Genomic DNA, 25,902 nt, shown 5'->3' with positions numbered 1-25,902 from the left:
CCACTTCACCATCCCCGAGGACTCGCGCCGTAGCGTGGCGCCGGTCCATCCGCACGAGGCTGACAAGGCCAACGGATTCCTGGCGCCGACCCGCGGTTGCGGTCGCCCGGTCGGTAGAGATCCCGGTACGGGTGGTGAACGGCGAGCACGGCGTCTGTGTCCACGACCCCCGGCAGGTGGAACAGCTCCCAGGCGATGTGCTCGGCCAGGTCCAGGCGGGCACGGCCCCTGGGGGCCGGCACGGGTTCGGCGTAGCTGGCGCCCTCGGCTCGGGCGCGCACCCAGGCGTCGGCCTCGACCTCGATCGCCCAGAAGTCCTCGAACCGGAGGCGGCCGTCGAGCTGATCGGGCAGCTTGGTGCCGCCCCGCACGCGTGGGGTGGCCTCGGCGGCGTCGATCATCGGCAGATCCCCCATGCAGGCGGACAGGTACATGGGCAGTTCGGGCCAGCAGTCGCCTGGGTCGCGTTCAGCGCTGCGAGCCCAGCTCTCCGGGTCTACGTCCCAGGCGAACTCGAGCCGAGCGATCACCGTTCGGTTACCTCGATGGGGGACGGCAGGCCGCAGTGCACCGCCCAGGCGCGGGCTGCCGCGTGGAGGCCGCGGAAGCCCTGGGGCCAGACGGGGTGTTGGTCGTCCTCATGGCCGTAGACGTAGGTGAACGCCGTGGGGCCAAGGCCGTGGTCGGTGACTAGGAGGCCGCGAAGGTGCGGGTGGTCGGGGCATCGGATGGTGTACCGGCCGAGGGCGTCCACGCCTTCCTCGAAGACGTTGGCGTGGCGGAGGTGGAGGTGGGTGGGTTCGGAGGGCTGCGGCGCGGTGGCCAACAAGCCTGCCCGGGTGCGCACGATGTCGTGGAATCCGGCGTCCATCAGCGTGGCGGCGAGGTCGTCGCGGGTGGCGAGCCAGCGTTCCTCGGCGGCGGTTCCTCGACGCGGGCGCTCGTCGTGGACGGTGCGTCCGGTGTCGATCTCCATCCACACCGTCACCCGCCCCTCAACTTCGGCGTGGAGCAGCGAGATGCCGATGCCGCCGGGCTGCATGTCCTTCCTGTCCGGGAAGTGGCCCTGGGGCAGGGCTTCTCGGGCGGCGCGTATCCACCATGCGGGCGCTCCCGGGTAGTAGCGCTGGCCGATGTCAGAGGTGTTGCTCACGTGGTGGTGCTCCTTGCGGGACTGAAGTGAGGGGTGCGCGACGTGCCGTTGAGTCGGGGAGGTGCGTGGTGCTTGTCTCGCCGCCGTCGGCGGGCGGGCCGTGTGAACAGGGGCGCGCGGCGGCGCAGCGGCGTCATCGACCGTTCTCACCATCGGCCAGGGCGGCGATGTGCCGGTAGGATGCGATCCAGCGGCGTCGCGCTGCGAAGTTGTTCAGCAGGTCGTAGTCGGCCGTGTCCCGGTAGCGGTTGTAGGCGGCGGTGACGTCATAGCCGGGGCCGGCGGCAGGGGAATCCGGCGGTGCCATAACGGGGTCTGTGTGCGCCAGGTAGTAGGCCACGATGTGCTGTTCGCGGCTGGATAGGCTCATGGCATGCGCGCCGCGCTTCGCGAGGAGACGGTCCAGCCGGGAGAGCACGTCCGGCGCCTCTTCCTCCGCGTGGGTCGGAAAGTTGCCCAGATCGGGTCGACGGACGACGAGCTGGTCGTCCGGCCGGTACACCCGCCGGCGGGAGTCCGGAGAGCCAGGACCGGTGAGGATGAGTTGGGTGACGCCCTCGCGGTGGTCCGTCGTCTCCCTCGTGTGCGCGGAGTAGACGTACCGCCACGGGCCGAGGGGCCCGCCTCCGAGCAGTTGGACGCCGGGGACCACGAGGCGTGCCTCCACCCACACGCCGTCGTCGGGCGTCTGGAACTCGCCGTCGTCGGCCTCCGGGACGTCAGGGCGAGCGATCGTGATGTGGGTGGGCCAGTCGGCGCGGCGTCCATGCACGGTGCGCGCGTAGGCGTGGGCGGCTGTGAGCACATCGGTGGCGATGGCGCGATGGATCGTGGGAGCCAGAGGTATGGGGGTGCCATCGCCGTCGCCCGGGAGAGGCAGCAGCTTCGAGCGTCCGCCGTTGTTCAGGAAGCGCAGCGTCGTCGCTCCCCGGGCGCAGCGATCGACCTGTTCGAACACGGCGCGGGCGGCGGCACGCTGGTCGGCCTCACGCATCGAGCCTCCAACCGAGGTTTGCTGCCAGGGCCTCGATGCGTGACTTCATCGCTCGCAGGCTTGACCGGTCGTTGCCCGGGAGACCTGTCCGGTTCAGGGCGAGGCAGGTGAGCCGGTATGCCTCCGCCAGGGCGGCTCCGGCGTCCTCCCCCACCAGCACCACGCGGTACACCGAGGACGGCCCCTTGGGAACACGTTCGCCGGTGGCCATGACCCGGCAGTAGGCGCAGGGCTGGAGTTTCGTCTCTTCGGTGCCTTCTTGGGGCGCCGGGGGTTCCACGATGTCGCAGGAATGGTCGTCTTCCGCGTGCCTGCTGTAGCCGGAAAGGAAATCGATCAGGGGAATGCTCATGAGATCTTTCTCGCGAGGGTGAGAGGGCCTGGACGGTGAGTGGCGAGGTGCCAGGTAGCGCTGTTGCCGCTGGTCAAGCTGGGGATGGGGCAGCCCGGCTCCAGCAGGTATCCGCCACAGGGCAACGAGAGGCGGCTGCGGCCGCGTGTCCATGCACGTGGGCGTGGACATCGTGTTCGGGCTGGGGGAATTCAGTTCTCATCGTGCGGGGCCACGTGACCGATCCAGAGGCTGGGTCCGCGCTGGTTGAGTTCCTTCTTCATCAGGCGCCAGTAAGGTATCGCTTCGGTCATGCGCGCCTGCCATTCGGGCCCGTGGGGCTTTCCCGGCGGCCGGGTGGCATGTATGAGCTCGTGGACCAGGACGTACTCGACGAGGTGGTCGGGAAGCTGGAAGAGCGGCCAGTGGAGTTCCACGCGATGGCCTTTGCGCCGGTATACGCCCCAGCGACGTGTTCCGAGGTCCCTGGTCTGGATGCTGGGAGCGTTGCGACTCAGCCGAAGGCGGTCGAGCCACGGCGCTGCCCGATCCTGCGCCCAGCGTGTTCCCTCGCGCTGGTACCAGGAGATGAGGCTGCGGCCACGCTCTCCATGCGCCCGTATCCGCGGCATGTTGAGGTACTGGATACCGCCGAACATCCGTGGGTCGATAGAGGTCGACGTCGACGCGGTGTTCAGTCGCAGGCGGTAGGCGTTTCCGAGGAAGAAGACGTCTTCCTCTTTTCCGTCAGCAAGGGAGAGGACGCGGGGGGTTGCCTTGTTCGCCGTGGACTTGGCCACGTTCGTCTTGATCCAGTGACGCTTGGCCTCGATGAACTTCAGAACCTTGTCGGTCGGCGCATCGGGCGGGACTGCGATGACGATGTGTCCGCCGGGCTTGATGGTGAGGCCGAGGCTGCGACGACGCGTCCGGAGTTGGAGCGTCCAGTCGTAGCCGTCCAGAATTCCGCTGCGCTGGAGGGCAGCGGACTGAGTCCGCTGGAGATCGCTGGTCATACGTCGGTCCCTGTCGTGGGTGTGCTGGGGATTGCTTGTCGGAGGGGCGTGGGTCGTGCGTGGGTTCTGGCCGCTCGCCGCGGCGATGCTCCGGTCGGCGGGCAATGTCCGGCAGTTGGTTCAGAAGGGGGGCTCGATGTCGTCGATCTCGTCTTCGACTTCCTGGGCGAAGCGGCCACAGGCTTGGCGGAGCAGTGCGTCGACATCGAGCTCGTACAGAACCGCGGCGGCCGTGAGCGCGGCAGCAGCGGTCTCCGCGACGACGTAGGTGCCCGGCGCGGTCTTGGTGAGGAAGGCCAGATCGCGGGCGGCGGTCGTGCGACCGGGCCGGATGAGTGAGAGCACGGCGGCGGCAAGGTCTTCGGCCTGGGCCCGCTCGTCGGCGGCGCGGAAGAGGTGGAAGAGGTCTCCGACCAGGTCACCGATGACCTCGCAGGCGTGCTCGGCGTCAAGGAGCGTGTGTTCCTTGGGGCTGCGGCGGGTGGCCTGGGCGAACCGTTCGGCGGCGTGCTGTCCTGCCAGTGCGAGCTGCCATGCGTCGTTGCCGGGACGGCTGGTCAGGATGGTGGAGGTGTAGGCGGTGACGGCGTGGCGGGCTCGATCCGCTCGGTCCTGGTTGGTGATCTCTCGCATCGCGGTGACCTGCTTCGGTGAAGGGCGTACTCGGTGAGGTGGCTGTGTCAGCGGCTCGGGGTACGTGCATCCCGGTTCGGTCCGGCTGACGGGCCGGGCGTCAGAGGTCGTCGGGTATCGGGTAGGCGTCGATCGGCTGCGATCCCTGGCTGAGGAGCACGGCGGCTTGGTCGTGGGCGCGAAGCTCACCGGCGGTGAGCGGGTCGGCATATCCGGCGCGCAGCGCCCAGGCGCAGACGTGGCGCATGTCGTCCAGGGCGATCAGGCCGCCGTCGATCGCGGTGGAGCCCAAGGCGCAGACCACGGTGAGTGCCGCCATGTCCTTCTGCTCGGCCAGCACACCCTGAGCGGTGATGTACACGGCCGCGCTGTGGAGAACGGTGCGGGGGCTGCGGATGGCAACCACGGTGAGGACGTGGGCCGTCCGCGGCGCCGGGTGCAGCAAGTGGAGGAGGAGATGGGCTGCGCGGTCGTGCTGCTGGTTGAGGTCGGTCATCGGGATGCAGCTCCTGTACGAGCAGGTCTAGACGCGGGTGAGTTCCAGTTCACGGCGGGCGGGATCGACGCAGCGGGGGCACCACTTCTGTCCCGCTGCGGGGTTGGGCCAGTCGGCAGGGGTGTCCAGGCCGGTGCCGCACATGGCCCAGGCGCCGTGGACGGTGCGCGGCTCGCGATGTTCGGGCCAGAGCGATTCGGGATGACCGGGTAGGTCACGGGTGCTCCAGCCCTCCGGACTGACGACGTGGACGAGGACGCGTCTGGTGTCATCTGTGGCGAAGCCGTATGGGCTGTCGGGGGTGGTCATGGCGGTGTGCCTCCTGCCGGCCAAGGGTGGGGCCGTGTTCGCGGATCGGCGCGCACCGGGCCGTCGCGCAGCCGTGAAGCCGTGCCCCTCCGGCGGTGGTCCGGGACCCGCCCGGGGGCTGGTGGTTCAGTCGGTGATCTCGGTGACCTTCTCGGCCGGTAGCGGGCCACGCCGGTGGCAGTCACGTCGGTGCGGTCGAGTTCGACCTTGATGGAGAGTCCGCTGGCATCTCGTCCACGGAGATCACGGCGGCCGGGCCGTCGGGGGTGTTCACGCGGGCGTGCTTGCTGATCATCGTGACTCCTGCTCACTCGGCAGATGCTCCGGGCAGGCGACCGACCCGACGACCCTACATTAAGAGTGCAGAGAACCGGTTGTCAACACTCTTAACACTTTCCCCCGAGGGGGAATCCCAGCAGATCAGACGCCACCCCGACACCCCAACCGAGAGGCCGATCGCCAATCTCGCCACGCATACCCTAACCCCTTTAAGGATGTTGACAACCGGTTCTCTGCACGCTTAAATGAGGCTGGCCATCACAGGTGATGGCAACAGAATGGCGGCCGGGGACTGATCTTCCCCGGCCGCCGAATCCCTTGAGTCCACGTGCGATGAACAGAAGGGGACTTCGAGTATGCCGCACATACCGCAGCCTGGCACCACGCCAGAGCGGCTGGCAGGCAAAACGACGGCCACCACAGTCATCCTCCCCAGCGCCGTCGCCAACTACCTGGCGACGGCGGCCACCACCGACTCCAGCGCACCGCACACCGCGCTGGCCACCCTGCGCCGTCTGAAAGGCGTGGAGGGACGCGCCACTTACACCTCCACGATCGAGATCAGCCTCGAGAACCGGGACTGGTTCCGCGAGGAGCTCGGCCAGCTCGAATGGCTCTTCCGCAAGCGCAACTGCCTGCGCCCACAACACCTCCTCCACCGAGAGGTAATCGAGTCGCTGATCGCGCTGCTCGGCGCGTGGCTGCGCCTGGACGAGGCGCCGGCGGAGAGCGCGTGAGCAAACCGATGGGCTGTGACGGCACGGGCTGCGCCGACAACGGCAGCTCCCACAGCGACGACTGCTCGCTCCAGGTGGTCCAGGCCGCCGAGGGCCACGAGGAGAAGTTCGACGACGCCGTCGAGACGTGGCTGAGCGCCCGCCGCGACCCCGAACGCTGACCGACCCTCGCCCTGTGTCCAACCCGCCCCGCCCCGGCCGCTCGCGGCCGGGGCCTTCCGGAGACCTTGATCATGACCATCGCGCTCTCGTTCCCGCCCACGACCGAGACCGTCATGTCCTGGACCGTGCACGTCCAACAGCGTGACCCCCAGGACCGCACACGCGGCATCGGAGCCGAGCACTCCTCGACGCACCTGGCCGCCGCGCGCGCGGTGCGCCACCACATCGCCCACACGGCGGACCACGTTCTCGTCACGCGCGTCGTCGAGCACACAAGAGTCGTCACCACCAGGTCCATCGAACTCGCCGATCTTCCCGGCCCCGGCCAGCCGACCCCGCCACCCGCCGTCCCGGATGGCGCCTACCAAGCCCTACGCCACTACCGCTTCCTGCGGTGCGGACCATATGCCCTGCTCAACCCCGACGCCGTTCGCCACTGGCACGAGCAGGCGGAGCACAACCCTTACATCCGCCGCGAGTTGCTGAGGCTGCTGGAAGTCACGACCGTCCGCTACCAGCGGTCGGTGGTACCACGAAACCTCCCCGCGTGCCCGTGCTGCACCCCATGAGACCGGCTTCCGTCTCTCCCTCCCCACCCATCGACGCCCGCGAAAGGACCCTTGTTATGCCCGCCGTGACCAACCCGGTCGGCTCCCTCGCCCTCCCCGCCGAGCTGTACGCGCACAACATCTCCCAGTACTGCCCCTCCCAGGACTACCCGACCGTCCGGGCGATCCTCGACGACGCCAAGCCGATGGAGGGTGAGAGCGCCTACCACCTGTGTCACCGCCCCGTGCACGAGACCGGTGCCGGATACGGCGACGGCTTCAACCTGGGTTACGAACTGGGCTGCGTGTCTGTCGCCCTGTCCAACCTGCTGCGCGAGGTGAGCGGCGGATGGAACACCGGCGAGTTCACCGAGGCGGGGATCACGAAAGCGATGGTTCGGGACGCGCAGAAGGCGCTGTCCAACGCCCGGGACGCCTGGGACGCGCAGCGCGCCGAACAGTGCGCCCGGGGATTCGCGTGCGTCGAGCTGGCCCGCTACAGCGTCGACGGCACGATCGCGCTCCGACTGGTGTGCACGTGCGGATGCTCCCACGAACCACGCCGCCTGTTCTACGGCGCGACCAGCTTCGACGCCGCCGAGACCGACCGGCGCCTTGCCGCCAACCTCGAACGATGGGGCATGCGCCTGACCGGCCCCTGGAGCGACCACCGATACGAAACCAACTGGTTCGGAACCACCCGCCGAGCCCCTGTCGCACCCCGTTGACATCCGCACCGAGCCCCTGAGCGGCGCTCCCGCCTCAGCGGGCGCTCAGCCTTCGTTCGAGTTCTCACCCAAGGAGAAGCCGTGGACACAGGCGACATCGTGCGCGTGGTCGTGGACATCGACGGTCACACCGAGCATCACTTCGGCGTTGTCGAGCGCCTCGTCAAGAAGGACGGGACTCCGTGCCGGCGGAAGACGTCCACTCCCTACGCGGCCGTCGTCAGCACCTTCCACGCCGGCACCTACCGGCGTCCGCTGTCCGAGATCACCCCGGAGATCACCGACTTCGAGATCATCACCGACCACGCGGAAGTCCACCGCGGCGGCCCGGAGCACAACTACGGGATCTTCCACTGCATGGGCTGCCCGCGCCCGTTCCCGATGCCCGCCGACCTCATGGTGATCCACAAGCCGTCCGGCAACCGGAGGCGCCTTTGCACCACTCACCACACGCCCTACAACCGGGCCCAGTTGGGAGCCCAGGCCCTGTTCGAGGAGCGTGGCTCCCGGCAGAGCGTGGCCCAGCTCACCGAGCAGCCCGACCTCATCACCGGACCGCTCGACGACTACGAATCCAACTCGCTTCGCAGTTGGGCCGACACGTTCCCCCGCCTCGTTCCGGACGAGGCCGCCAGGAAGTACGCCGCATGGAAGGAGAGCCGCACGTGAAGACCAACCAGAGGGCCGGAGAATGGACGATCGTCCACCAGCGGCGACAGGAAATCCGGTCCGGCCAGTTCGAGGGCATCTTCCTCGGCAACGACCGCGACCGCTGGATGGCGGGCCGGATGTACACCGGAACAAGCCGGCGCGACGGGTTCTCCCCCACCGGCGAGTGGTGGTACTCCACCTACTGCGACCAGAAGAACGCCACCGAGAACATGCGCGAAGCGCGGGCCGCCTATCTCCGCCTGTCCCACACCGCCGAGGTCTCGGACAGTCTATTCGAACAGCGCGCCGGCGAGGCCATCGACCGGCACCTGGCCGGCCTCGTCTCTCTCGACGGCGTCCACGACCTGTCGGCCGGGTGGCACGTCACCGACTACCGGCCACCGCTGGACCCCGTGGGCGGCAACACCTACCTGCTGCCCGCCCAGGAGGCCAAGTACGAGCTGCTGGTATACCTACGCCGCACGGAGAGCAGCGCGGGGCTCGCCATGATGCCGCCCGGGATGACGCTCACCCTGCATGAGGCGTATCAGAAGGTGATCCGAGCGACCGGACCGATCACGTTCGAGCTGGGCCGCTACACCTACTCGCTGGTCCACCAGGGCTCCTACTGCGACATAGGGCGCTTCCCTCGCAATCCTCACCCCGAGCGGGGGGCCGGCAGGTGATCGGCCTCGACACCGGGCACGACCTGCCGTTTCGCGGCCACACGACAGGCCGCGTCCGCATCGTGATCACGTCCGGGCCGTCATCCGGGCCCCGAGGCGTCCCCGGCCCCCGGACGGGCAGACGACGAGAACAGCGTCCACTGGCGGCTCGGGTCGAAAGCGGCGAGTATCGATCGCTGGGGCCGGTGATCACCGGTCGCAGTTTCCGGTTTTCTACTTCCGTATGCCACTCTGTGCACATGCTGGAGGACCCGCTCAACGACGCGATCAAGGCTGCGCGCAAAGCGGCGAAGCCCATCAACGACCTCGTGGAGCCGATCGACGCCGCGCGGGATCGTCTCGACGGGCTCGTGGCTGACGCGCACCCGGACGCGGGGACGCGGTCTCCGCGCGGGCTGCAGCAGAAGATCGCACAGGCAGCGGGATTGAGCGATGACTGGGTGCGGCAGTTGCGCGGCCTGGTTCGGGCCAAGCGGGAGAAGGAGGGGGCTCCTGCTCGGGAGACCTCGATGGAGGAGGCACTGGAGCAGCTGCCGGAGGCGGCGCGGGAGTACCAGCGGCTGCTGCGGACGCGTACCCGGCTGATCGCGGAGTTCATGCCGCCGCCGAGCCCTCCCGGGGAGCGCGTCTCCGGCTGGGACCGCGAGCTCGTACAAGCCTTCTCGGCGGAGCTGGGATTGAGCGTCAGCGCCCTGCGCCGCATCCAGTCGGACTGGGAAGCGGAGCGACAGGGGAAGCAGCCGAGAATGCGCGGCAGGAGACTGCATCCCAGGGCTCGGTAATCGAGATCCCCGTCCGGCGCGTGGCGCGTAGCACCGCGCGCCAGCCCCGGGTCCGTGCGGCAGCCGGAAGGGCGCTGGAGCGCCCGCGTCTGCAAGCAGAGGATGCTCAGGCGGGCCGATGGACGTCGAGAACGCCGGTGCCATAGTGCTCACCCTCGACAACGTGGCCGGCGTGCCGCAGCAGACGCGCGAGTTCGTGCCACTCCCGGTCGGAGCCGCGGAGAAGGATGATCTGCGCGGCCTCCTCCCGACCGGGCACGGAGATGACGGAGAACCCGGAACCCACGGGTTGGTCGCCACGGAGCAGCAGGGGGAGCAGCCCGTGCTGGCACAGCACGGACACCAGGGTGCGGACGTAGGGGTGGTCGTGGTCTTCGAAGCGATAGCCGAAGCACAGCGGGATGAAGCGCACGAACCGCGCCCAGTCGCCGCGGCCGTCCCGCTTGCCGAGCACGATCACCGGGCCCGCCGGGAGCACGGTGTCGTACCGGCCGCTGCGCAGGTCGTCGCGGATACGGCCTCGCAAGGCGTCGCCACCGTCGATGAGGGTGCCGGGCGTGGTCAGCTCTCCTGAGCTGTGGACTTCCTCGTAGGTGTCGACGGCGATGGGCGGCAGGCACGGCTCGTCGGAGCTGGTCATAGCGCGTCCTTCAGTCGGCCGGGGGGTGGGGTTCTGGCTCGGCGGCCCTCGCTGCGCCGGGCGTCGAGCTCGGCCTGCCATTGCCGGAAGGTACGGCTGCCCTGGCGGCGCCGGTACTGGGGGATGTTGTTGGCCGGGATGCCGACCGGGGCGGGGCCGAGAACGGCCAGGAGGTCGTTCTCGTCCTGGGAGTGCCAGCCGGCCGCGTGGATGGCGTTCTCGTCGGGGAAGACGTCGGCGACTCGGTCTTCTGGTCGTATCAGGTGGTCCTCGCGTCCGCCGAAGGAGTACACCCAGCGGAAGTTGGCGGGAGGAGCGGGCTCGACCAGGCGGCGGAACCTGGCCACTTCCTTGGTGTAGCAGTAGAAGTTCACCGCGGGGCGGAAGGCGATGATGCGCAGCCAGGCGGCGAGGTAGTGGTCGGAGAAGAAATCTCCTGCGTCATGCACCCGCACCCAGCCGCCGCGGAATCGTTCGTGGCTGAGTTCGGCGGCCATCTGGCGCTGCCAGCCGCCGAGGTCGTCCAGCACGTAGGCCAGGTTGGCCTGGTGGCGGGCGAGCACGGCCGGGAAGTTGTAATGGCCGCTGCGGGCGTAGCATGCCTGGGAGCAGACGCCGGCCGCAGGGCAGGTGCGGACGGTGCGCCCGTCCGGGAGCCGGGTGGCGAGTGCGGGGAGGGTCCAGCTCCACACTCCGGAGCGGCGAAGGTCGGTGTTCTGGCCGAGGAGTCGCCGGGGGCGCTGGGGCCGCCGCGGACGCAGGGACGGCGGTGGGGAAACACAGGTGGTCAACGCTCGCCTCCGTGCTGTTCAGGTGGCGGATCGGGATGTCGAGTCCGCGCTGGTGGTCGTGAGCAGGTCGGAGGGGGTGACCGTGCTGTCCGGGCTGTCGCGGGCGTGGAGGACGGCGATCAGCGTTTGCAGGGCACGCAGCACGACGGCCGAGGCGTTAAGGTCTGTTCCGAGCAAGTCGCGGGCGACGGTGATGAGATGGCCGGCCTCCGCCCGGTCCTCGGCCGTGAAGGTGAACAGCATCTCGACCGGGCTCGGGGTACGGAGGGCCGTGTCACCGGTCTGGTCGCTGGCGGGGGGCTGCGGGGTGGCGTCGAGGGGATGGTCCCCAGCGACGTCGGCCGTGGGGCGTTCGGTGGCTCCCGTGGTCTCTGGCGCGGCTGGTTCTGGGGTGTCCTCGGGGTTCTCGAGCGTGAGCACGTCTGGAACGGTCTCGTCGGCCAGGGGCTCGATCGGCTTGAGGAGGTCCTCCAGGTCGGTCTCGGTGTAGCCGGTGCCGCCTAGGTCGTCGTCGAGCCCGGCGATCAGTTCCGCCAGGGCATCGGTGTCGTAGGTGCCCAGCTCCGGAGCGCGGTTGTCGACCAGGTTGATGCGGGCGGCGGTGTCGTCGTCGCAGGAGACGATCTCGCAGCGCGCCACGGGATCCCACGGCTGGTTGTGGCAGATGCCGCAGGGGCGCTCTTCGCCGGCCACCGTGACGGTCAGGCCGCAGTCGCCGGGGCCGTGTGCGGCGAGCGCCTGCAGGGTGTGGTTGCCCGCCAGGACGATGAGGGCGGGACCCACCTCGCGGATGACGAGGCTGCGGTACTGTCCGTTCCGGCACAGGCTCTCCAGGATAGTCGGTACGTGCCCCCTCTTCGCGTTCCCCGGAAACGGGGTGAGGTGGTCGAGCGGGAGGTCGACCGTGCGCTGATACCTCGCCTGGGCCATGAGTAAATCCCCTGTTCGCGGCTGGTGCAGCGCGGAAGGGTAAGCGTGCGTACGTCTGCGTTTCCGAGGGCCTGGGGGAGGTCCCTCATGGATGCGAGCACCAGCAGGAGCGCGCTGGGCCGGGAGGAGCACAAGCCCTGGCGCGTTGGGCGTCGGGTGGCCGTCACGTCGTTGCTGTCTCGAGGACGGCTCGGACGGCGATGAGCGCGTATACGTACACGCAGGACGTGACTCGCCGGTCGCCGTCCGCTGGTTCGAGGGCAACGGCCATGACGCGGATCTCCGGTGCGGCGGCGAGAGCGGCGCGCGCCAAGGGCTCGGCCGCGTCGAAGGCGTTGATCTGCTCCTCGGTGTCGCTGATGTTCGTCGCCGTGACGGCGGACCGGCCGAGGAGTTGGTTCACTCTGCTCGTCGTGGTCAGGGCGGTGAGCGCGTCCGGCTGTGGACGCGCGAGCAGCCGGCTAGCGTCGGGGCGGCGGTCGGGGCCGAGAAGCCTGAACGGGCACTCCAGGTGGGCGTAAGCCAGCAGGCAGGCGGAGACATGGAGCAGGCCGCGCTCCGCGTAGAGGTCGTGGACGGTCTGGGCCGCTCGCATCACGTCGACGGTGTCGTCCAGGCGATGGACGACGGCGGCGGCGACGCGCGTCATCTGGTCCCAGTAGGCGGGAGTGCCGTGCGCGAAAGAGCTCATGATGAAGTGATCCTTCGGTGCATTGCGGGTCGGCGACGGGGAAAGCCGGAGTCCTACGGTCAGTGAGGTCTGGACGCGGTGTCCGCGCTCAGAGGGGTGGTCCGGCGGCGGTGGCGTTCCTCGTCGGTCACGGCCCGCTCAGGTGGGCGTTCGGGTTGTGACAGCTCGGATCAGCGCACCAGTGGGCGCCGAGCCATGTGACGCCCCCGTCGGCGGTCAGCGCGGCGGCGGCAAGACCCCGGGCGAGGGCGTTGAACGCCTCGCGGCAGTGCTTGCCGCCGAACTGAAGTGCGTCACCATGCGAGCCGAGCACGGTGGCCGCGTTGCTGGCTATGGCGAGTAGCTGTTCGGACGGCAGGTCACGGAGTTCCTCGCGGTGAAGCGGCACGGCGAGTTGGAGGGTCGTCAGCAGAACGTCGCGCTGGTCCATTGAGGCCACCGCCTTCACGCGGACGCGGAGGTGACCTGGCGACGGATGCCGCGCAGGGCGGCCGCGAGCAGGTCGGCAGCATCGGACGCGTCGCTGACCATCCTGTCGATGAGGCCGACGCGGATGAGGCTGACCATCAGCCGGGTCAGGATTTCGCGCTGCTGATCGGTGTCCTCCGGCAGGTCCCTGCCGTGGAAGCGGCGCAGGACGGCGCGGGCCGCGGAGGCGTCCTGGTCCTGGCCGGCGCGGGAGCTGGGCGAAGTTCCCTCGATGTCTCCGTCGCCGGTGGCGTACAACAGCCAGCCCTCGGCCATGATGAGGTCCGGCCGGTCACCGTTGACGTGTCGGTCTACCTCAGCGAGGTGGAGAAGTTGCCGGATGGTGTGGGCCACATCAGCGTTTCGCTCATACCTTGTCAGGATGCCGAACGGGTGGCGCGCGAGATCGGCATGCACGTGAGCGGCCTGCTCTCGGGTGAGGCCGCGGGTGTTGTGGGAGCGGTACATCTGGTCTCCCTCCTGGGCCGGACCCGTGAGGGCCCGGCCCGGTGGTGGCGTGACGGGTGGTGGGCTACGGTTCGAGGTCGAGGAGCGCGCGGAGCTGGCCGAGGAGGGCCTCCGCCTCCGGGGGAAGCGCCGCCTGGCGCAGCAGACGCTTGCGCAGCACGGGCACGTCCAGGGCGATGCCTGCCGGGGCGCTGGGGTTGTCCTTGCCGGGGACGAGCCGGTAGTGCTCGAGCGCGATCATCCATGCCTCGTAGCGTTCGACCAGCTGTCCGCGGCGGGCGGCCTCGTCCTTCCCGGGCTTGACCTTGTCCGGATAGGGGCAGGTAGGGTCGCCGCAGGGTCGGAACGCCGGGTGCGTGGCAAGCACGGAGCGGTCCCGGTAGTGGGTTGCGGAGCCGTTGAGAACCGGGCACTGTGCGTGCGCGTACCGGAGACATTCCGGGTGAAGCGCTGGCTCGACCGACCGTCCGTTCGCCTCGTCTGCCGGGCGGACGATCACATACAGTCGCTCGGTCAGCGGCTGGGCGCAGATCTGGCAGAGCCGGTGGCGGAAGGCTTCGCGTACCCGGGCTGCGTCGAGGTTGCCGAAGACGGCGTGGCCGTTGTGGACCAGGGAGACCGCTGGGACAACCAGGCCGCCCGAGGTGGGACGGTGTGCGCAGCGCACGGGTATCCCGCTCATGACGTCTCTCCGTGCGTGCCGTCCGGCTGGGGGTGCTCTTGCGGGGCTCCGTCGCAGTCCACGACTTTCGCGTTCAAGGGCTTCCCGCACAGGCCGCGGGTGATCGTCAGCCGCATCCAGGCGTGCTGCTGGTGCGGGGTTCCGCACCTGCTGCACTCGGTGATCCCCCACAGCAGCGTGGCGTTCTCGGCGGAATGGAGGTCCTTCCTGGTCAGCTGGACGATGTCGGTCTGACCGGGTGTGTGGCGGACGGCGTTCGCGTACTCGTGGTCGGTCACCGGCGCACCTCGTCGCGCACTCGGCCGTGCGGTCGGTCGCCAGCGGGGCGCACGATCAGGTCGCGGGCGGTGAGTCCGTGCTTCTGCCGGTCGATCGCGTCGGGGACGTACAGTTCCGCCTCGGCCGGGAGGGCGTCGGAGCGGCGCAGGCCGTCGAACCATTCCAGGGCCTCCCTGGGGGTGTCGAACTCCAGGTGCAGGCAGTACTTCTTGCTGGTCACAGCGCCTTTTCCTCGCATTCGTTGCACGGGTCCGTGCAGAGTTGGGCTTCGCTGGGTGTCTGGCCGGCGCCGCACGCGCATTCGGCTCGCTGGCCGGGGGTGAAGGTCACCTGGTCGCTGCCGCAGGAGATGCAGCGAACGCCGTGCGTGCGAGCGCGTGTCTGGGGGTCGCAGTAGCCGCTGAGCCGGACGTGCGGGCTGAGCATGTCCACCTCGGGGACGTCCGGCCGCCAGCGGTTGAGGTACAGCCACACCTGGTGGGCGAGGGAACGCTGACGATGTCGCGGGTGAGCTTCCAGCGTGGTCACCCAGCAGTGGCCGCTCGGCTTGCGTCCCTCGCCGTCCGGGTTGGCTTCGTAGAAGGTGACCTCCCAGATGGCCCAGAGGTCACCGAGCCCTTCGCGTACGGCGTTCGCGGTGAGTGTCATGTCCTGCCGTTCCTTGGGTCGTTGCCGGTGAGCGGGCCGACGTGGCCGGGGCCGCCTCCAGGGATGCCGGTGGCGGCCCCGGCTGCGGTCAGAGCTTTCGGACGCGATCGCCGTCGCCGAACCACATCGACAGCTTGGAGCCGCTGTCCCAGTCCACTTCGAGCTGCTGAAGCTGCTCGTTGTAGGAGCTGACGGTTCCTTCGTCGCCGGGCTGGAGGTGGGTATAGGCGTCGTCCGTGTAGACGAGCGCCACGCGGTCGCCGGGCTGGTACGTCATCGCGTCTCCCGTTCCGAGGGGGTGGAAGGTGCCGTTGCGGGCGGCAGGGTGGGGCCGAGTTCGGCGAGCAGGGCTTCGCGGGACAGACGGCGCCAGGCCCACTGGCCGGAGGGGGTGAGGTGGGCTTCGTCGAGGTGATCCGGGCCGCAGCCGGAGGCTTGCGGGTAGTACTCGATGAGCCGGATGGCGTCGGCCGGCCACACGGCCTGCATCGCGAAGTGCACGTGGTGGATGGCGTTGGTGATGCTCATGCCGTCGCCGAGTTCCGTCAGTAGCACGGTGACGTGGCGGGGGCCGGTGCGCCACACCGTCATGGGCCGGGTGGCGGGGATGCCGTTGGACGGGGTGTACGTCAGTGTGTCGGCCTGCAAGACCGGCGGCCAGTTCGTCGGTGGCGGCATGACGTCCCTCTCGTGCGTTGGTGGTGGTTCGCCCAGGGTGGGGGTGTGGACGACGCCGAAGGGTTGATCCGGTGGGACATGGGTGCTCGGCGCTCTCCTGGGCCCGGCGCGGGACGGGCCTGAGACCGGGGGGTTGGTCTCGACGTCGCTCCCGCGCCGGGCTGTTGGGCCAGGGCTCCAGCGAGGCTGGCGGCTGGCCCAACAACCCATATTTAATCATGCTGAAAACCGGTTGTCAACATTCGTAATTGAGTTGGCTTGCTGTCTGCCCGCCTTCAACGCGGGCCCGGATCAGCCGCTGTCGGCGTTACGCTCCTGGGCCGCCCTGCGCTCCCGGGCTTCCACGCGGTCGAGGTAGACCTGCATCTCCATCAGGGCGTTGTTGACCCTCTGCCGCTGCTTCGAGATGGAGTACTTGAAGCCGGGGATGAGCTTGCGGCATTGGCGTGCGATGGCGAGCTTGCGCTGGTGCCTGGTGTCCTCGTCGAGACGGTGATCGCGGGAGTGCTTGAACCAGTCGAGCACCAGGGTGTCCAGCTCCTGCTGGTCGACCTCCGGGTAGCGCACCTGTGGGCGCGCCCACGCCCACCCCGGTAGAGCCTCCAGCAGAGCTGCCCGCTCCCGGGCCAGCAGTCCCTTGGTGAACGCCATCTTCTGGGCGGCGGCGAACCGCCCGAGAGGATCGCCTCGAGGTGTCACGTAGGAATTCTTCGGCACCCTGCCGGTGCGCCGCATGTGTGCTCTCAGCCGGCCGTAGCGGATGTGCCACGGTTCGGTGGTGTGGTTCAGGATGTGGATGTGGAGGGCGTCGCGCAGCTTGTGGCCCGTGACCCCGGAGCCCAGGAGGTCGATGGCGTCCGGAAGGTTCACGTTGCCGTCGCCGGTCACGTCCCGCTCGCCGAGCTTCTGGCTGGCGGCGACAAGCCGGGTGTCGAGGCGTTCGTCGAAGTCGCGCAGCGCCGACAACACGGCCCAGACATGCCGGAAGTCACTGCTGGCCAGCGCCTGTTCCGGGCTCTCGTCCGGGGAGAGGTAGACCGGCAGGACGATAACCGAGGGGCGCTCCTTGCCCGGAGCCAGCCTCAGTGCGCGCCCGACCGCCTGAGCGATGGCGATCTTGCTCGTCTTGGGATCGGCGAAGATCACCCCGTCCACCGCCGGCACGTTGACCCCTTCGGTCAGGGTGGCGACGTTGGAGAGCACCGTGGCGCCGTCGCGGCCCGGGTTCTCCAGCCGCTCAAGAGCACGCAGACGTTTCTCCGCGGGCGTTCCGGCGTCGATGTGCAGGGCTTCCACGGGAACGCCAGTGAGACCGGCAGCGGTACGGGACAGGGTCTCGGTGAACAGGCGGCTTCGTTCCACGCGGCCGTGGAAACCGATGATCCTCCGCAGCCCGTATTCCTCGACGGCCCGCGCCACGGCGATCTGCGCGGCGATCTGGGCGAGGCTGAGCCGGTCCCCCCGGGACGCAGCGGTCTGCTGCTGGAGAACCTGGTGCACTTCGGCATCGGTGACCAGGACGACGGCGACGCGGTAGTCGGACAGCAGCTTGTGGCGGATGGCGGTGCCAAAGGTGAGTTGATAGACCCGCTTGCCGTACAGCTTCGGGTTATCCATGGCCACGGCATCGGACGTGCCGTCTCCGAGCTCGTGCACCTTGGCTGTCGCGGTCAGCGACAGACGTGTCCGCGCCGGTATGTGGCTGTCATGGAGGACACGCGAGTAGCGGCCGCCGACTTTGCCCACCGTGTTGTGCGCTTCGTCCAGGATCATCACGTCCAGGGCGGCGAGCGACGGGTCGGCCGCGTACGCCTCGGCGACGCGGGCGGCCGACTGATAGGTGCAGAACAGCAACCGGGGCCTGTCCGTGGGATTTCGCAGGAAGGTGCGGATCGTGGTGGGGTCGGTGGTGGCGCGGGCGTCTGCGACCGGGGGGTCGGAGAACACGAGAAGGGCGTCGACGTTGCCGGGGATGTCGGCGCGCCAGTCCAGGTAGGTCTGGCGTAGCAGCGCCTTGCGAGGCACAAGGACCATCACGACGCCGCGGTCTCCTGCGCGCTCGAGTGCGGCGAGAAGGCCGACCAGAGTCTTCCCGGTGCCGCAGGCCATCACCACAAGGGCGCGCCCGGCCGGTCCGATGCCGCGGATGGCGGACAGGGCCTCCTCCTGGTGTGAGCGAGGCTTCTTCCCGACCCGGAGCAGGTTGGTGTTGGTCATCGGGTGTCCGCCCTGTGGCGGAAGACGACCCGCTGGTCGGAGGCTCGCTGAAGGTAGGCGTGTTCGGACTGCTGAGCGGTGTCGATGGCGAGTTGCTGCCTGTCGTCGCAGAAGCCGGGTCGGAGCTGCCAGTAGGTGCACTCGTCACCATGCTCGCGTGCGATCCGGTGGAGGTCGCCCGCCCGGTGCTGGCAGACATACAGCTCGTAGCACTGGCGGTGGCCGGCGTGGTCCGCGAGTAGCTCTCCGTTCCGCACCAGGGGATGATCGCAGCGGTCCGTGTGCAGGCTGGATGGGGCGGTTCCCGTACGGTGGTGAACCGTCGCCGAGCGCAGGTGCGCCAGGTCGACGAAGAACCGATACGGAATCCTGCCGTGCATCCGCCGTTCCGGCGGCCGTGCCACGTATCCGTCGATGCCGCCCGTGGACGGGGTCATGTAGCAGTCCACCTCGACCCACAGGCGCCGGTTCGGCACGTCGAAGCCGTACGCCATGTACCTGGCGTACTCCAGCGGCTTGCCTGAGAGGTCCGGTCCATCAGCCGCCGAGCCGATCGGAGACGACTGCTCGTGGAAACCGTCCGGGTCGAACGGCCAGTTCTGGAAGTGACAGGGCGGTTGCCGCGGCACCGGCGGGCGGGTGTACTGACGGCCGGGAAATGCGACCGGGCCTAGGTGTTCAGACATCACAGATTCCTTGGGCGTTGGACGCGTGATCAGGAGCAGTCGCGGCAGATCCGTGACTTGAGGCGGCCGTGCTGCACCATCTCCAGATGGACTTGGCCGGTCTGCTTGCACACCAGGCAGGGGACGTCGGACCAGATCCGGTTCATCCGCATCGGCTGGAACAGCTCCGTTGCCCGGAACGGAACCGGCTCGGGCAGGCCGTAGATGACGAAGGTCCGCCAGCCGGGCCACCGGTGCGGATCGATGCTGAGGATGAACAGGTTGTCCTCCGGTCCCTCCGGCAGGCGGAACACGTCGCTCACGCTGAAGTTCTCCGTCGCCAGCAGGGGTGGCAGGTCGACGGTCAGCAGTAGTTCCCGCTTTCCCGGGACCTCGTCCGGCTTGGCGGTTTCGGTGGTGCTCACTGCACGGTTCTCCTTCTTGGGCTCTTCGTGGGGGACCCGGCACGGGACGCGATCAGTAAGGCCAGTTGAGGGGGTGGGAGGGGGCTGACCTTGATCGCGCGTCCCGCGCCGGGGGCTTGGCGGGAGTGCCGGGGCACGCCGCTCTGGCCGCCTCCGGTGCTCATCGCGCTCACGCATTTTAGAATGCAGATAACCGGTTGTCAACATCCTTGATCTGTCGAAAATGGCGGTCCTTCTCAACAGGTGGGCCGATCAGCGTCAGTCGCGCCGATCCGGACAAGCACGGTGTGGCCGCGCCGTTCCTGCACCGCTCTTCCGGCATGACTCCGGGAGGGTTCACCGCAGACGCGCGCTACTTCTCCAGCGTGTCGTCGGTCGGCACATCGAACGTGAATGTGGTGCCACCCTTGACGCGCAAGGGCTTGTCGGCCGGCCCCTTGATCTTGAACGGCATGACCTCCTCCCTGTGCTCGTGATACTCGCGGGCGTCGTCACTGAGCTTGTGGTGGAGGTAGGGGTTGGTGCAGGTCCACCGTCGATAGGGGGGCACCGGCCACCGGCAGGACCACTCCACGGTGCGACGGCCGTCGGACCGTTCCGCATCGCGATCTGAGCTCTTCGTCGACGGGCGCACCGGGGCGGCGAGGTCGACGACGCGGACCACGCCGTCTCCGACTCTCTTCTTCCCGGCCCTCTTCACCTCCTCCTTGGCCTTCTTCCTCACGGCCGGAGGCAGGCGGACCTCCTCGATCTCTACGAGCTGGTTCTTCCCCGACCGCTGCTGCATGATCTGCCAGGCGGTATAGACCACGCTGGCCCACTGCTGCGCCGATCCGGGCCTGGGGTGCTCTGCGAAGACCTCATCGACGCCCAGGATGATTTCCTGGTGCCAGGCCAGCGGCCCCCAGCGGTCCTTGCTGGCCCGCTCGAAGCGGGCGTTCGCCAAGCGGGACTGACTGGCCGTGATGGGAACACCGTCCGAGTCCACGGCGACGATGTCATCCGGCGCCCGGCCGATCGTGTCAGCGGTCCGGGGCGCGTAGAACGTCATCCAGATACCGTGGAAGTCGTGCGGGACGGGGCGTGGCCGGTCGTAACCCGCGCCGTTCCGCAGCCACATGAGCTGCTCACCCTCGCCAAGCAGCTGGTAGTCCTTCGGGCTCCACTCCGACCAGGAGACAGCGACGATGGGCGTGTGGATCTCCGCCGTCGTGCCGTCGCTGAGGGTCAGCTGCTCGACATCCGATCCTATGGGGTCGGCGAAGATCATGAGCCCGGCCGGGGACGGCAGACGGTCTGTCGTGATCTTCTCCCTGGGGGCCGAGCCAGCGACAGCGGCCACGGCCAGGCCCGTGCCGTTCGACCTGAGCGAGTAGGTGCGGGCCTTGGCAAGCCGAGAGGCCTCGGTCACGGCGAGGACGTGAGCAGACATGGCCACCGGATCGACCCCCGACGCGCCGGGGAGCAGCGGCAGCGGCCTGACGGTCCAGTGCCCGGCCTTGATGGAGGCGAACAGCGAGGCCACGCAGTAGTCCGTACGGCTGTACGCCTCTTGACGCAACAGCCACTCGGGGACCGTGATCGGGGCCGGCGGCCTCCAGCGCAGCGGAGCGGTCATCGCGCCCTCCCACCAATAAGGGCGCCGACCGTCGCGCCGCCGGGGACCTCCGGCGAGCAGGCCCGCTCACGCAGCGGGCGCACCTTGTGGCGCGGGGTACGCCCGTTCTCCCGCCGGAACCCCTTCTTCAGTCCCCCGCGCCGGTTCTTACGACGCGCAGCGCTGGACATGTTCGCTGCCTCCTCACCCATCAGGGGATCGGCCGGATCATCCGGCCCGACAGACCTATATTAAGCATGCAGAAAACCGGTTGTCAACATTCATAAAGCGGGGAGTGTGACCCGTCTCCGGATGCCCCGCCCTCGATTAGCAATATTGACAACCGGTTTTCTGCATGCTTAAATGCCTTCTGCGGGGCCCGGGGCGGCACACACCACCTCCCCGACGAAGCACCGACCGACGAACTCGCAGAGGACTGAAGAGGGCGCCATGAGAATCACAGCGCGTCAGGACCGCACCCGTACCCTGACCGACCTCTGCCGCGCGCAGGACCGTCGCCGACCGGTGACGATCAGCTACATCAAGGTCGGAGGCGAGGAGGCGGTGCGGACCATCGAGGTGCACGACATCGCCACGACTGCGCTGGGCGATCTGATCGTCACGGCTATGGACCGAGCGTCTCGCGAGCTGCGGACCTTCCGGCTTGACCGCATCGTCGCCTACTCGGTGCACCGCGGGCGCTACACGCTACATCCACCTCACCATCTCGACAGCGCTCGCGTCGTCATCACCTCGGTCGCCCAGCTGATAGCCCGGGAAGTCGCGCGCGAGGACCCCACCTACCGCCACGACGTCTTCGCCGAACTGGCCGCCTGACCACCACACCGCCCCCGGAAGGAAGGGACTCGTGACCAACCACGCGCAGTGGGTCGCCGCCCAGTACGAGCAGGCCAGCCACCCCCTGTTCCCCTCCCGGTCGGACGAATTCGAGGCCCTGCGACGCAGGGCCGAGCACTTCAACATCGAACTGACGGAACAGGACTTCGACTGGGGCATCGCGATGCGCTTCGGAGGCGGCATCGAGTACGACGGCTGGACTCGGCTCTGAGGAGTTCGGACCGATGCGCGAGCCAGCCCTTCCCCCCGCCCGTACGCAGAAGGAGCGACGGTGAACCGCTACGTCGTGACCATCACCGCCCGTGTCGGGGATCTCCCCGTCGAGATGACCATGAGGCTCGACGAAGAGTCCGAGCACCGAGCGGAGACGCTGGCAAGGGAAGCCTTCCGCGCCCTCCTCGAAAGGCCCATCGGCAACTGGGCTATCGAGTCGGCAACCGTTCGCGACGGGCGCCCAAGGTGGCAGGTCGATGTGCCGTATCACCGCTCGGGACAGGACGAGATGGCGATCGCCACCTTCGTCCTCCACGCGGAAGATGAACAGGCCGCACAGGCAGAAGCGCTGATCCGCTTTCAGCAGACCCACACGGGATTGGGATGCCTTCCGGGCCAGACCAACGTCGTCCCGGCCTAGCCCTCGCCGGCCAGGGGGTCAGCCCTCGGCCCGCCATGCGTTCCGATGACGCGCTCTGTGGAGAACAAGGTGACTGACGCGCTGTACTGCCTCAACTGCCGCACCAGTGAATGCCCGCAGGAGGTCGAGCGGCACGCCGTTCCCTGCCTGCTGTGCAGCTCCGACGGGCACGCCGCCTGCCAGCACGCGGGCCCCGTGGCGGACCCTTCACCCTCGACGCCGGAGGAAGTCGCAGCGGCCAATTCCCTGTTCGTCGAGGAACTCGACGGATCTACACTGACCCCGGACGAGCTTCGGCAGGAAGCGGAAGTGGAGCAGAACTGGAGGACCGAACAGTACATCGCCCGCAACTTCGGAGATGGCGGGCAGTCCCTCCACACCGCGTTCAGCCCCGAAGAAGGTGGTTACTAGGTGCCCGTACACGTCCGGCAGCGGCCGACCCCCTGGCGGCCGGCTGATGTTCGTGCTGACCACCTACGCGCCCTCCACCACCCTCGGCGAACGCTCGGTCCTCGTGGCTGACGTCCAGGGCGCGTTGAGCGTGGCCACTCCGGACGTCGCCTTCGACGGCGTCCTGGCCGGCCGGCTGCGGCTGCTGGCCACCAGAGCCGACCTGATCGACGCCGGGCTGCGCGTTTCCCACCGAGACAGGCGACTGACCGGCCCTGTTCTTGAAGTGTGCACGGCCGAGGCCGCGTCTCTGGCCGCATCAGAGCGGAGGAATCCAGCATGAGCAGGAGCATCGAGAAGGGCCAGCTCTACCGCGACCTGGACCGGTACATGGCCAACCGTGACCGCCGGCTGCGCGTGACCGGCGTCGGAGACACCCGAGCCGAATGTCTGATCGAGCACGACCTGGGCGGCACCGTCGGGCGCACCACGCACATCCAGCTCAAGGCGCTGGCCACCCCGAGCAAGTACGAGCTGCTGGAGGAGGCGGAGACGCTGGGCGCGGACCCGCGGTACGCGGCGCTCCTCAGCGCAATGGCGAAGGTGCACGGCGCCGGCTCAGCAGCCACCCCGCTGGACTATGCGAACGCTGCCTGGGACGCCCTCGGACTGGCCCAGCAGGAGACGGCTCGCGTCGCCCCGGAACAGCCGTGAAGGCCCAGGGCGGGGCAATGATGATCGCCTATGACGTCGAGGACGAGGTGCATGTCCTGGCGCACGTCGACGGGACCGCGCAGACCGAGACGTTGACGGTGCTGCCGGCACCGGGCGGACGGGAGGCGGCGCTGGCCGCCGCAAACTTCCGCCGCACCGGGGCGTGGCAGGAGCGCGAACCGGTTGAGGGCACCCGAGTGGTGCTCGCCGGAGCAGAGCAATGGTGGTCCTCCGAGTGCGTGCTGCCCGCCGCGGCGGTCGAGCGCACGGTCCCGCCGCCGTCGGCGCGGGACGAGCCAGCCGCGGGTGAGCGGCCCCGGCGCGGCACCGTGGTGTGCCAGCGTCCCGGAGATGACGTATGGGGAGTGACCACCGTCGAGATCAGCGGCCGGCCACGGGCGCGGAAGACGGTGTGCGGCGGGGAGATTCCCTGCCCATGGCGCCGCGACGCCCCGCCCGGCCAGTTCCCCGCCGAAGTCTTCAGGATCTCCGCTCCCACCTCCTACGACCAGGGCACCCGGGGCTTCGCCTGCCACGGCCACGAGGCGAAGAACCCCTATCTGTGCGCGGGGTGGCTGCTGCGCGGTGCCAGCGACAACCTCATGGTGCGCCGGTACATGGCCGACCGCACCCTGCTGCCTCCGACACTGACGCCCGGCATGGAGCTGTACGACTCGTACCGGGCCATGGCGATCGCCAACGGCGTCGCGTCGGATGATCCGGTACTGGCCCCGTGCCGGGGCGAAGGCGTCCTGTGGGGAACAGGTGCCGACGGCCTGGTCCCGCTGGACGTCTCGCGGTCTGCTCTCGAGCGCGAGGATGCTGCGCTTGCCCCCTCCGGGGTGGGGGAAGGCTCATCGGACTGAAGCGCCTTGCGGACGGAGGATCGGATGCCGGAGAGCGGCACCCTGCGTACGTTCCCCAGCACCTCCGTGGAGGAGACGCTGGGCTTCTGGGTGGACGATGTCCTGCACTCGGTCGGCTTCATGATCTACAGGGAGCTCGATCACGACTCATTTGCCATCGAGCTGGCTCACCACACGGTGCGCAAGCTCGCAGACGGCCTCCTGGACCTCGCGCAGGAGGACGCATCGGACCACCGGAACGCCATCAGCAGATTCACCGGCGTGTCCCCCGAGGCCGCCCTGACCCTTCGCGCCGGAAGAGACGCCGGTTCGGTCCGCGTCGAGATCGAGATGGGCGACGACTCTCTTGCCGCGGAGCTGTCGGGCGAGACGGCCAGCGAACTCGCCGCGCAGCTCCTGTCCATCCCGCTGAACGTCTAGGCCGGGCGTGGCCGAGCTGGGCACTGCCGCGCTCCTCGCCACGAGGCCGCTCAGCCGGGCCGTGGGCGAGGGAGCGCCAGGCAGCGACGCGAGGGGTGCTACTGACCGTTGTCGACGATCACAGCGTCCGGGCTCCAGCCGTTGTCCTTGCGGAGCGCGACCGCCCTCACGCTGAAGGCGTTCCCGCCCTCCAGGTCGGCGTCGGCAGGGACGCGGACGCTCCCGATGTAGTAGCCCTTCGCCGCGTTGTTGCGACGGCGCACCTCCGGGCTGCGCGCCTTGGACGGGTTGAACCACCCAGCGCACCGCCCGTGCTCGTTCAGCAACATCCACGACAGGCCGTAGCGGCCCTCGACCTCCTTGGCAGGGACGAGATTGCCGTCGAGATCGAACAGAGCGGGAAACTCCCACACACCGCCCGCCTCGGCTATGTCCGCTTCGAGGCGCCTGAGACCGGCCATCTTGCCGGAGGCCCACTGCGACAGGAAGCCATCGTTGTCGCAGCTCTGGAAGCTTTCGTAGGCGTCGGCTTCGTGGCGCGCGGCCTCGGCACGCAGCTTGTCGGCGTCGGCGGTCATGGTGCCCCTCCTTGCGGTGCGGTGTTCCAACAAGACCAATAATATCGGGTACCCGATAAAAGTTCAATCGGGTACCCGAATTCCCTTCGACCGAATCAGTCCCTGGAGTCAGATTCGGCGCTGCGCGGGTCACCGCTCCGCAGCAACGGCGGCGACGGACGGCGCGCGACTGACGTCGCTGACCGCGAAGGCGCGGCGGTCGCCACCCGGAGGCAGCACGGGGCCGCCAGGCCGGCGCCACCACCTCGGCCGCCCGGCAGCCCAGGTTCCCGGTGAGCGCCGACGCACCTCGCGCGCTCGGGCGGCTTCGCACCCCTGGGGCATCCGCGCCTTAGAACCAGCCCGGAGCGTCCAGTTCATCGAGTTCATTCAGAGTCTCGCTGGACAGACCGAGGTCTTCTTCGACCTCGGGAGGCAGGTTGCCGTCAGCGTCATGGGCCGTGATCCAGATCCAGTCCCCGGACCCCTTGAGCACGATCGGAACCTGCTCCACGGGGCAGTGGGTGGAAGGGAGGGCGAGCCGAACATCCGGATTGACCGACGTGTGGCGCCCCCTTCGCGCGGCTTCCTCGTTGCACTTGTTCAGGATGTGCTGGAGGGCATGGATCATGGCCATAGCGTTGGGGCTTTCCATCGAGGCGCTCCTCTTTCGGTTCGAAGGAAATCAGAGATTTCCGGTTGGCCCGACAGGGCCAGTGTATCGGGTACCCGATAATCTGTCAATCGGGTACCCGATACATCGCAGGGGGTCGGTCACG

Annotated in this window: 41 protein-coding genes; 15 read left to right on the top strand and 26 right to left on the bottom strand. The window is 68.7% G+C overall.

Features of this window, described 5'->3' with window-relative positions:
* Nucleotides 1–5: 5 nt before the first annotated feature.
* From STBA_RS19945 to STBA_RS19910, 8 genes are all read right to left on the bottom strand, one after another.
* Nucleotides 6–530, bottom strand: a complete 525-nt coding sequence (locus STBA_RS19945) for a hypothetical protein (RefSeq protein ID WP_143659539.1) — start codon at nucleotides 528–530, stop codon at nucleotides 6–8.
* Nucleotides 527–1,153 carry a hypothetical protein gene (locus STBA_RS19940; RefSeq protein ID WP_077060559.1) on the bottom strand — a complete coding sequence of 209 codons (627 nt, stop codon included), beginning with the start codon at nucleotides 1,151–1,153 and terminating at the stop codon, nucleotides 527–529. Before STBA_RS19940 ends, STBA_RS19945 begins: the two co-directional genes overlap by 4 nt.
* Before the next feature lie 133 nt (nucleotides 1,154–1,286).
* Nucleotides 1,287–2,147: a hypothetical protein gene (locus STBA_RS19935; RefSeq protein ID WP_077060558.1), complete on the bottom strand. Its 861-nt coding sequence runs from the start codon at nucleotides 2,145–2,147 to the stop codon at nucleotides 1,287–1,289.
* Nucleotides 2,140–2,499, bottom strand: a complete 360-nt coding sequence (locus STBA_RS19930; RefSeq protein ID WP_077060557.1) for a hypothetical protein — start codon at nucleotides 2,497–2,499, stop codon at nucleotides 2,140–2,142. Before STBA_RS19930 ends, STBA_RS19935 begins: the two co-directional genes overlap by 8 nt.
* A 191-nt stretch (nucleotides 2,500–2,690) precedes the next feature.
* On the bottom strand, nucleotides 2,691–3,494 hold the full coding sequence (locus tag STBA_RS19925) for a SprT-like domain-containing protein (protein WP_077060556.1): 804 nt from the start codon (nucleotides 3,492–3,494) through the stop codon (nucleotides 2,691–2,693).
* A gap of 120 nt (nucleotides 3,495–3,614) precedes the next feature.
* Complete coding sequence (locus STBA_RS19920; RefSeq protein WP_077060555.1) at nucleotides 3,615–4,127, bottom strand: hypothetical protein; 513 nt, start codon at nucleotides 4,125–4,127, stop codon at nucleotides 3,615–3,617.
* 100 nt (nucleotides 4,128–4,227) lie between these two features.
* Nucleotides 4,228–4,623 (bottom strand): hypothetical protein, encoded by a 396-nt coding sequence (locus tag STBA_RS19915; protein WP_077060554.1) that lies wholly within the window; start codon nucleotides 4,621–4,623, stop codon nucleotides 4,228–4,230.
* 27 nt (nucleotides 4,624–4,650) lie between these two features.
* Nucleotides 4,651–4,932, bottom strand: coding sequence for a hypothetical protein (locus STBA_RS19910; RefSeq protein ID WP_077060553.1), 282 nt, complete (start codon nucleotides 4,930–4,932; stop codon nucleotides 4,651–4,653).
* 635 nt (nucleotides 4,933–5,567) lie between these two features.
* On the opposite strand from STBA_RS19910, the gene STBA_RS19905 reads away from it, so the two are divergent.
* The 7 genes from STBA_RS19905 to STBA_RS19880 all read left to right on the top strand — a co-directional run bounded on the left by STBA_RS19905 (nucleotide 5,568) and on the right by STBA_RS19880 (nucleotide 9,505).
* Complete coding sequence (locus STBA_RS19905; RefSeq protein ID WP_077060552.1) at nucleotides 5,568–5,948, top strand: hypothetical protein; 381 nt, start codon at nucleotides 5,568–5,570, stop codon at nucleotides 5,946–5,948.
* On the top strand, nucleotides 5,945–6,109 hold the full coding sequence (locus tag STBA_RS37880; protein WP_171987744.1) for a hypothetical protein: 165 nt from the start codon (nucleotides 5,945–5,947) through the stop codon (nucleotides 6,107–6,109). The genes STBA_RS19905 and STBA_RS37880 overlap by 4 nt, the downstream gene beginning before the upstream one ends.
* A 72-nt stretch (nucleotides 6,110–6,181) precedes the next feature.
* Complete coding sequence (locus tag STBA_RS19900; protein ID WP_077060551.1) at nucleotides 6,182–6,679, top strand: hypothetical protein; 498 nt, start codon at nucleotides 6,182–6,184, stop codon at nucleotides 6,677–6,679.
* A 56-nt stretch (nucleotides 6,680–6,735) separates the two neighbouring features.
* A complete protein-coding gene (locus tag STBA_RS19895; RefSeq protein ID WP_077060550.1) occupies nucleotides 6,736–7,386 on the top strand; it encodes a hypothetical protein in 651 nt (216 codons plus the stop codon).
* A gap of 81 nt (nucleotides 7,387–7,467) precedes the next feature.
* Complete coding sequence (locus STBA_RS19890) at nucleotides 7,468–8,055, top strand: hypothetical protein (protein WP_077060549.1); 588 nt, start codon at nucleotides 7,468–7,470, stop codon at nucleotides 8,053–8,055.
* On the top strand, nucleotides 8,052–8,723 hold the full coding sequence (locus STBA_RS19885) for a hypothetical protein (RefSeq protein WP_077060548.1): 672 nt from the start codon (nucleotides 8,052–8,054) through the stop codon (nucleotides 8,721–8,723). Before STBA_RS19890 ends, STBA_RS19885 begins: the two co-directional genes overlap by 4 nt.
* Before the next feature lie 239 nt (nucleotides 8,724–8,962).
* The gene (locus tag STBA_RS19880; RefSeq protein ID WP_143659538.1) at nucleotides 8,963–9,505 is read left to right on the top strand and encodes a hypothetical protein; all 543 of its coding nucleotides are present in this window, start codon (nucleotides 8,963–8,965) and stop codon (nucleotides 9,503–9,505) included.
* 106 nt (nucleotides 9,506–9,611) lie between these two features.
* Here the strand turns inward: STBA_RS19880 and STBA_RS19875 are convergent, their stop codons facing one another.
* From STBA_RS19875 to STBA_RS19800, 16 genes are all read right to left on the bottom strand, one after another.
* Nucleotides 9,612–10,145: a hypothetical protein gene (locus tag STBA_RS19875; protein WP_077060546.1), complete on the bottom strand. Its 534-nt coding sequence runs from the start codon at nucleotides 10,143–10,145 to the stop codon at nucleotides 9,612–9,614.
* Nucleotides 10,142–10,936: a hypothetical protein gene (locus STBA_RS19870; RefSeq protein ID WP_216355946.1), complete on the bottom strand. Its 795-nt coding sequence runs from the start codon at nucleotides 10,934–10,936 to the stop codon at nucleotides 10,142–10,144. Before STBA_RS19870 ends, STBA_RS19875 begins: the two co-directional genes overlap by 4 nt.
* Nucleotides 10,937–10,954: 18 nt before the next feature.
* Nucleotides 10,955–11,866: a hypothetical protein gene (locus tag STBA_RS19865; RefSeq protein WP_077060545.1), complete on the bottom strand. Its 912-nt coding sequence runs from the start codon at nucleotides 11,864–11,866 to the stop codon at nucleotides 10,955–10,957.
* A 163-nt stretch (nucleotides 11,867–12,029) separates the two neighbouring features.
* Entirely contained in the window at nucleotides 12,030–12,557 is a 528-nt protein-coding gene (locus STBA_RS19860; protein WP_077060544.1) for a hypothetical protein, read from the bottom strand.
* 127 nt (nucleotides 12,558–12,684) lie between these two features.
* On the bottom strand, nucleotides 12,685–12,987 hold the full coding sequence (locus STBA_RS19855; protein ID WP_077060543.1) for a hypothetical protein: 303 nt from the start codon (nucleotides 12,985–12,987) through the stop codon (nucleotides 12,685–12,687).
* 14 nt (nucleotides 12,988–13,001) lie between these two features.
* Nucleotides 13,002–13,493, bottom strand: a complete 492-nt coding sequence (locus STBA_RS19850; RefSeq protein WP_077060542.1) for a hypothetical protein — start codon at nucleotides 13,491–13,493, stop codon at nucleotides 13,002–13,004.
* Nucleotides 13,494–13,557: 64 nt separating this feature from the next.
* Nucleotides 13,558–14,175: a cell envelope biogenesis protein OmpA gene (locus tag STBA_RS19845; protein WP_077060541.1), complete on the bottom strand. Its 618-nt coding sequence runs from the start codon at nucleotides 14,173–14,175 to the stop codon at nucleotides 13,558–13,560.
* The gene (locus STBA_RS19840) at nucleotides 14,172–14,453 is read right to left on the bottom strand and encodes a hypothetical protein (RefSeq protein ID WP_077060540.1); all 282 of its coding nucleotides are present in this window, start codon (nucleotides 14,451–14,453) and stop codon (nucleotides 14,172–14,174) included. The genes STBA_RS19845 and STBA_RS19840 overlap by 4 nt, the downstream gene beginning before the upstream one ends.
* The gene (locus STBA_RS19835; protein WP_077060539.1) at nucleotides 14,450–14,674 is read right to left on the bottom strand and encodes a hypothetical protein; all 225 of its coding nucleotides are present in this window, start codon (nucleotides 14,672–14,674) and stop codon (nucleotides 14,450–14,452) included. Before STBA_RS19835 ends, STBA_RS19840 begins: the two co-directional genes overlap by 4 nt.
* Nucleotides 14,671–15,102: a hypothetical protein gene (locus STBA_RS19830; RefSeq protein WP_077060538.1), complete on the bottom strand. Its 432-nt coding sequence runs from the start codon at nucleotides 15,100–15,102 to the stop codon at nucleotides 14,671–14,673. The genes STBA_RS19835 and STBA_RS19830 overlap by 4 nt, the downstream gene beginning before the upstream one ends.
* Nucleotides 15,103–15,190: 88 nt before the next feature.
* On the bottom strand, nucleotides 15,191–15,379 hold the full coding sequence (locus STBA_RS19825) for a DUF4314 domain-containing protein (protein WP_077060537.1): 189 nt from the start codon (nucleotides 15,377–15,379) through the stop codon (nucleotides 15,191–15,193).
* Entirely contained in the window at nucleotides 15,376–15,780 is a 405-nt protein-coding gene (locus STBA_RS19820; RefSeq protein ID WP_077060536.1) for a hypothetical protein, read from the bottom strand. The genes STBA_RS19825 and STBA_RS19820 overlap by 4 nt, the downstream gene beginning before the upstream one ends.
* A gap of 291 nt (nucleotides 15,781–16,071) precedes the next feature.
* Complete coding sequence (locus tag STBA_RS19815; RefSeq protein ID WP_077060535.1) at nucleotides 16,072–17,997, bottom strand: DEAD/DEAH box helicase; 1,926 nt, start codon at nucleotides 17,995–17,997, stop codon at nucleotides 16,072–16,074.
* The gene (locus STBA_RS19810) at nucleotides 17,994–18,683 is read right to left on the bottom strand and encodes a hypothetical protein (protein ID WP_077060534.1); all 690 of its coding nucleotides are present in this window, start codon (nucleotides 18,681–18,683) and stop codon (nucleotides 17,994–17,996) included. Before STBA_RS19810 ends, STBA_RS19815 begins: the two co-directional genes overlap by 4 nt.
* Before the next feature lie 29 nt (nucleotides 18,684–18,712).
* Nucleotides 18,713–19,087, bottom strand: coding sequence for a hypothetical protein (locus STBA_RS19805; protein ID WP_077060533.1), 375 nt, complete (start codon nucleotides 19,085–19,087; stop codon nucleotides 18,713–18,715).
* Nucleotides 19,088–19,439: 352 nt separating this feature from the next.
* Nucleotides 19,440–20,498 (bottom strand): hypothetical protein, encoded by a 1,059-nt coding sequence (locus STBA_RS19800; protein ID WP_216355945.1) that lies wholly within the window; start codon nucleotides 20,496–20,498, stop codon nucleotides 19,440–19,442.
* 636 nt (nucleotides 20,499–21,134) lie between these two features.
* On the opposite strand from STBA_RS19800, the gene STBA_RS19795 reads away from it, so the two are divergent.
* Genes STBA_RS19795 through STBA_RS19760 form a run of 8 tightly spaced genes read left to right on the top strand, consistent with a single transcriptional unit; the run spans nucleotide 21,135 to nucleotide 24,566 of the window.
* A complete protein-coding gene (locus STBA_RS19795) occupies nucleotides 21,135–21,521 on the top strand; it encodes a WYL domain-containing protein (protein WP_077060531.1) in 387 nt (128 codons plus the stop codon).
* 31 nt (nucleotides 21,522–21,552) lie between these two features.
* Nucleotides 21,553–21,753 carry a hypothetical protein gene (locus STBA_RS19790; protein ID WP_077060530.1) on the top strand — a complete coding sequence of 67 codons (201 nt, stop codon included), beginning with the start codon at nucleotides 21,553–21,555 and terminating at the stop codon, nucleotides 21,751–21,753.
* 60 nt (nucleotides 21,754–21,813) lie between these two features.
* Nucleotides 21,814–22,176 carry a hypothetical protein gene (locus tag STBA_RS19785; protein ID WP_077060529.1) on the top strand — a complete coding sequence of 121 codons (363 nt, stop codon included), beginning with the start codon at nucleotides 21,814–21,816 and terminating at the stop codon, nucleotides 22,174–22,176.
* 57 nt (nucleotides 22,177–22,233) lie between these two features.
* Nucleotides 22,234–22,587: a hypothetical protein gene (locus STBA_RS19780; protein ID WP_077060528.1), complete on the top strand. Its 354-nt coding sequence runs from the start codon at nucleotides 22,234–22,236 to the stop codon at nucleotides 22,585–22,587.
* A gap of 46 nt (nucleotides 22,588–22,633) precedes the next feature.
* Entirely contained in the window at nucleotides 22,634–22,909 is a 276-nt protein-coding gene (locus tag STBA_RS19775; protein WP_077060527.1) for a hypothetical protein, read from the top strand.
* Nucleotides 22,906–23,280 carry a DUF6354 family protein gene (locus tag STBA_RS19770; protein WP_077060526.1) on the top strand — a complete coding sequence of 125 codons (375 nt, stop codon included), beginning with the start codon at nucleotides 22,906–22,908 and terminating at the stop codon, nucleotides 23,278–23,280. The genes STBA_RS19775 and STBA_RS19770 overlap by 4 nt, the downstream gene beginning before the upstream one ends.
* A gap of 17 nt (nucleotides 23,281–23,297) precedes the next feature.
* Nucleotides 23,298–24,146 (top strand): DUF6283 family protein, encoded by an 849-nt coding sequence (locus STBA_RS36650; protein ID WP_077060525.1) that lies wholly within the window; start codon nucleotides 23,298–23,300, stop codon nucleotides 24,144–24,146.
* 24 nt (nucleotides 24,147–24,170) lie between these two features.
* The gene (locus tag STBA_RS19760; protein ID WP_077060524.1) at nucleotides 24,171–24,566 is read left to right on the top strand and encodes a hypothetical protein; all 396 of its coding nucleotides are present in this window, start codon (nucleotides 24,171–24,173) and stop codon (nucleotides 24,564–24,566) included.
* 98 nt (nucleotides 24,567–24,664) lie between these two features.
* Here STBA_RS19760 and STBA_RS19755 read toward each other — a convergent pair whose 3' ends face one another.
* Nucleotides 24,665–25,144 (bottom strand): hypothetical protein, encoded by a 480-nt coding sequence (locus STBA_RS19755; RefSeq protein WP_077060523.1) that lies wholly within the window; start codon nucleotides 25,142–25,144, stop codon nucleotides 24,665–24,667.
* Between the two features lie 331 nt (nucleotides 25,145–25,475).
* On the bottom strand, nucleotides 25,476–25,778 hold the full coding sequence (locus STBA_RS37875; RefSeq protein ID WP_171987742.1) for a hypothetical protein: 303 nt from the start codon (nucleotides 25,776–25,778) through the stop codon (nucleotides 25,476–25,478).
* Nucleotides 25,779–25,902: the final 124 nt, after the last annotated feature.

Source organism: Streptomyces sp. MP131-18, assembly GCF_001984575.1.
In the GTDB taxonomy this organism is placed as follows: Bacteria; Actinomycetota; Actinomycetes; order Streptomycetales; family Streptomycetaceae; genus Streptomyces; species Streptomyces johnsoniae.
The sequence above is the reverse complement of the archived record's forward strand: the minus strand, read 5'-3'. Positions and strand labels throughout refer to the sequence as shown.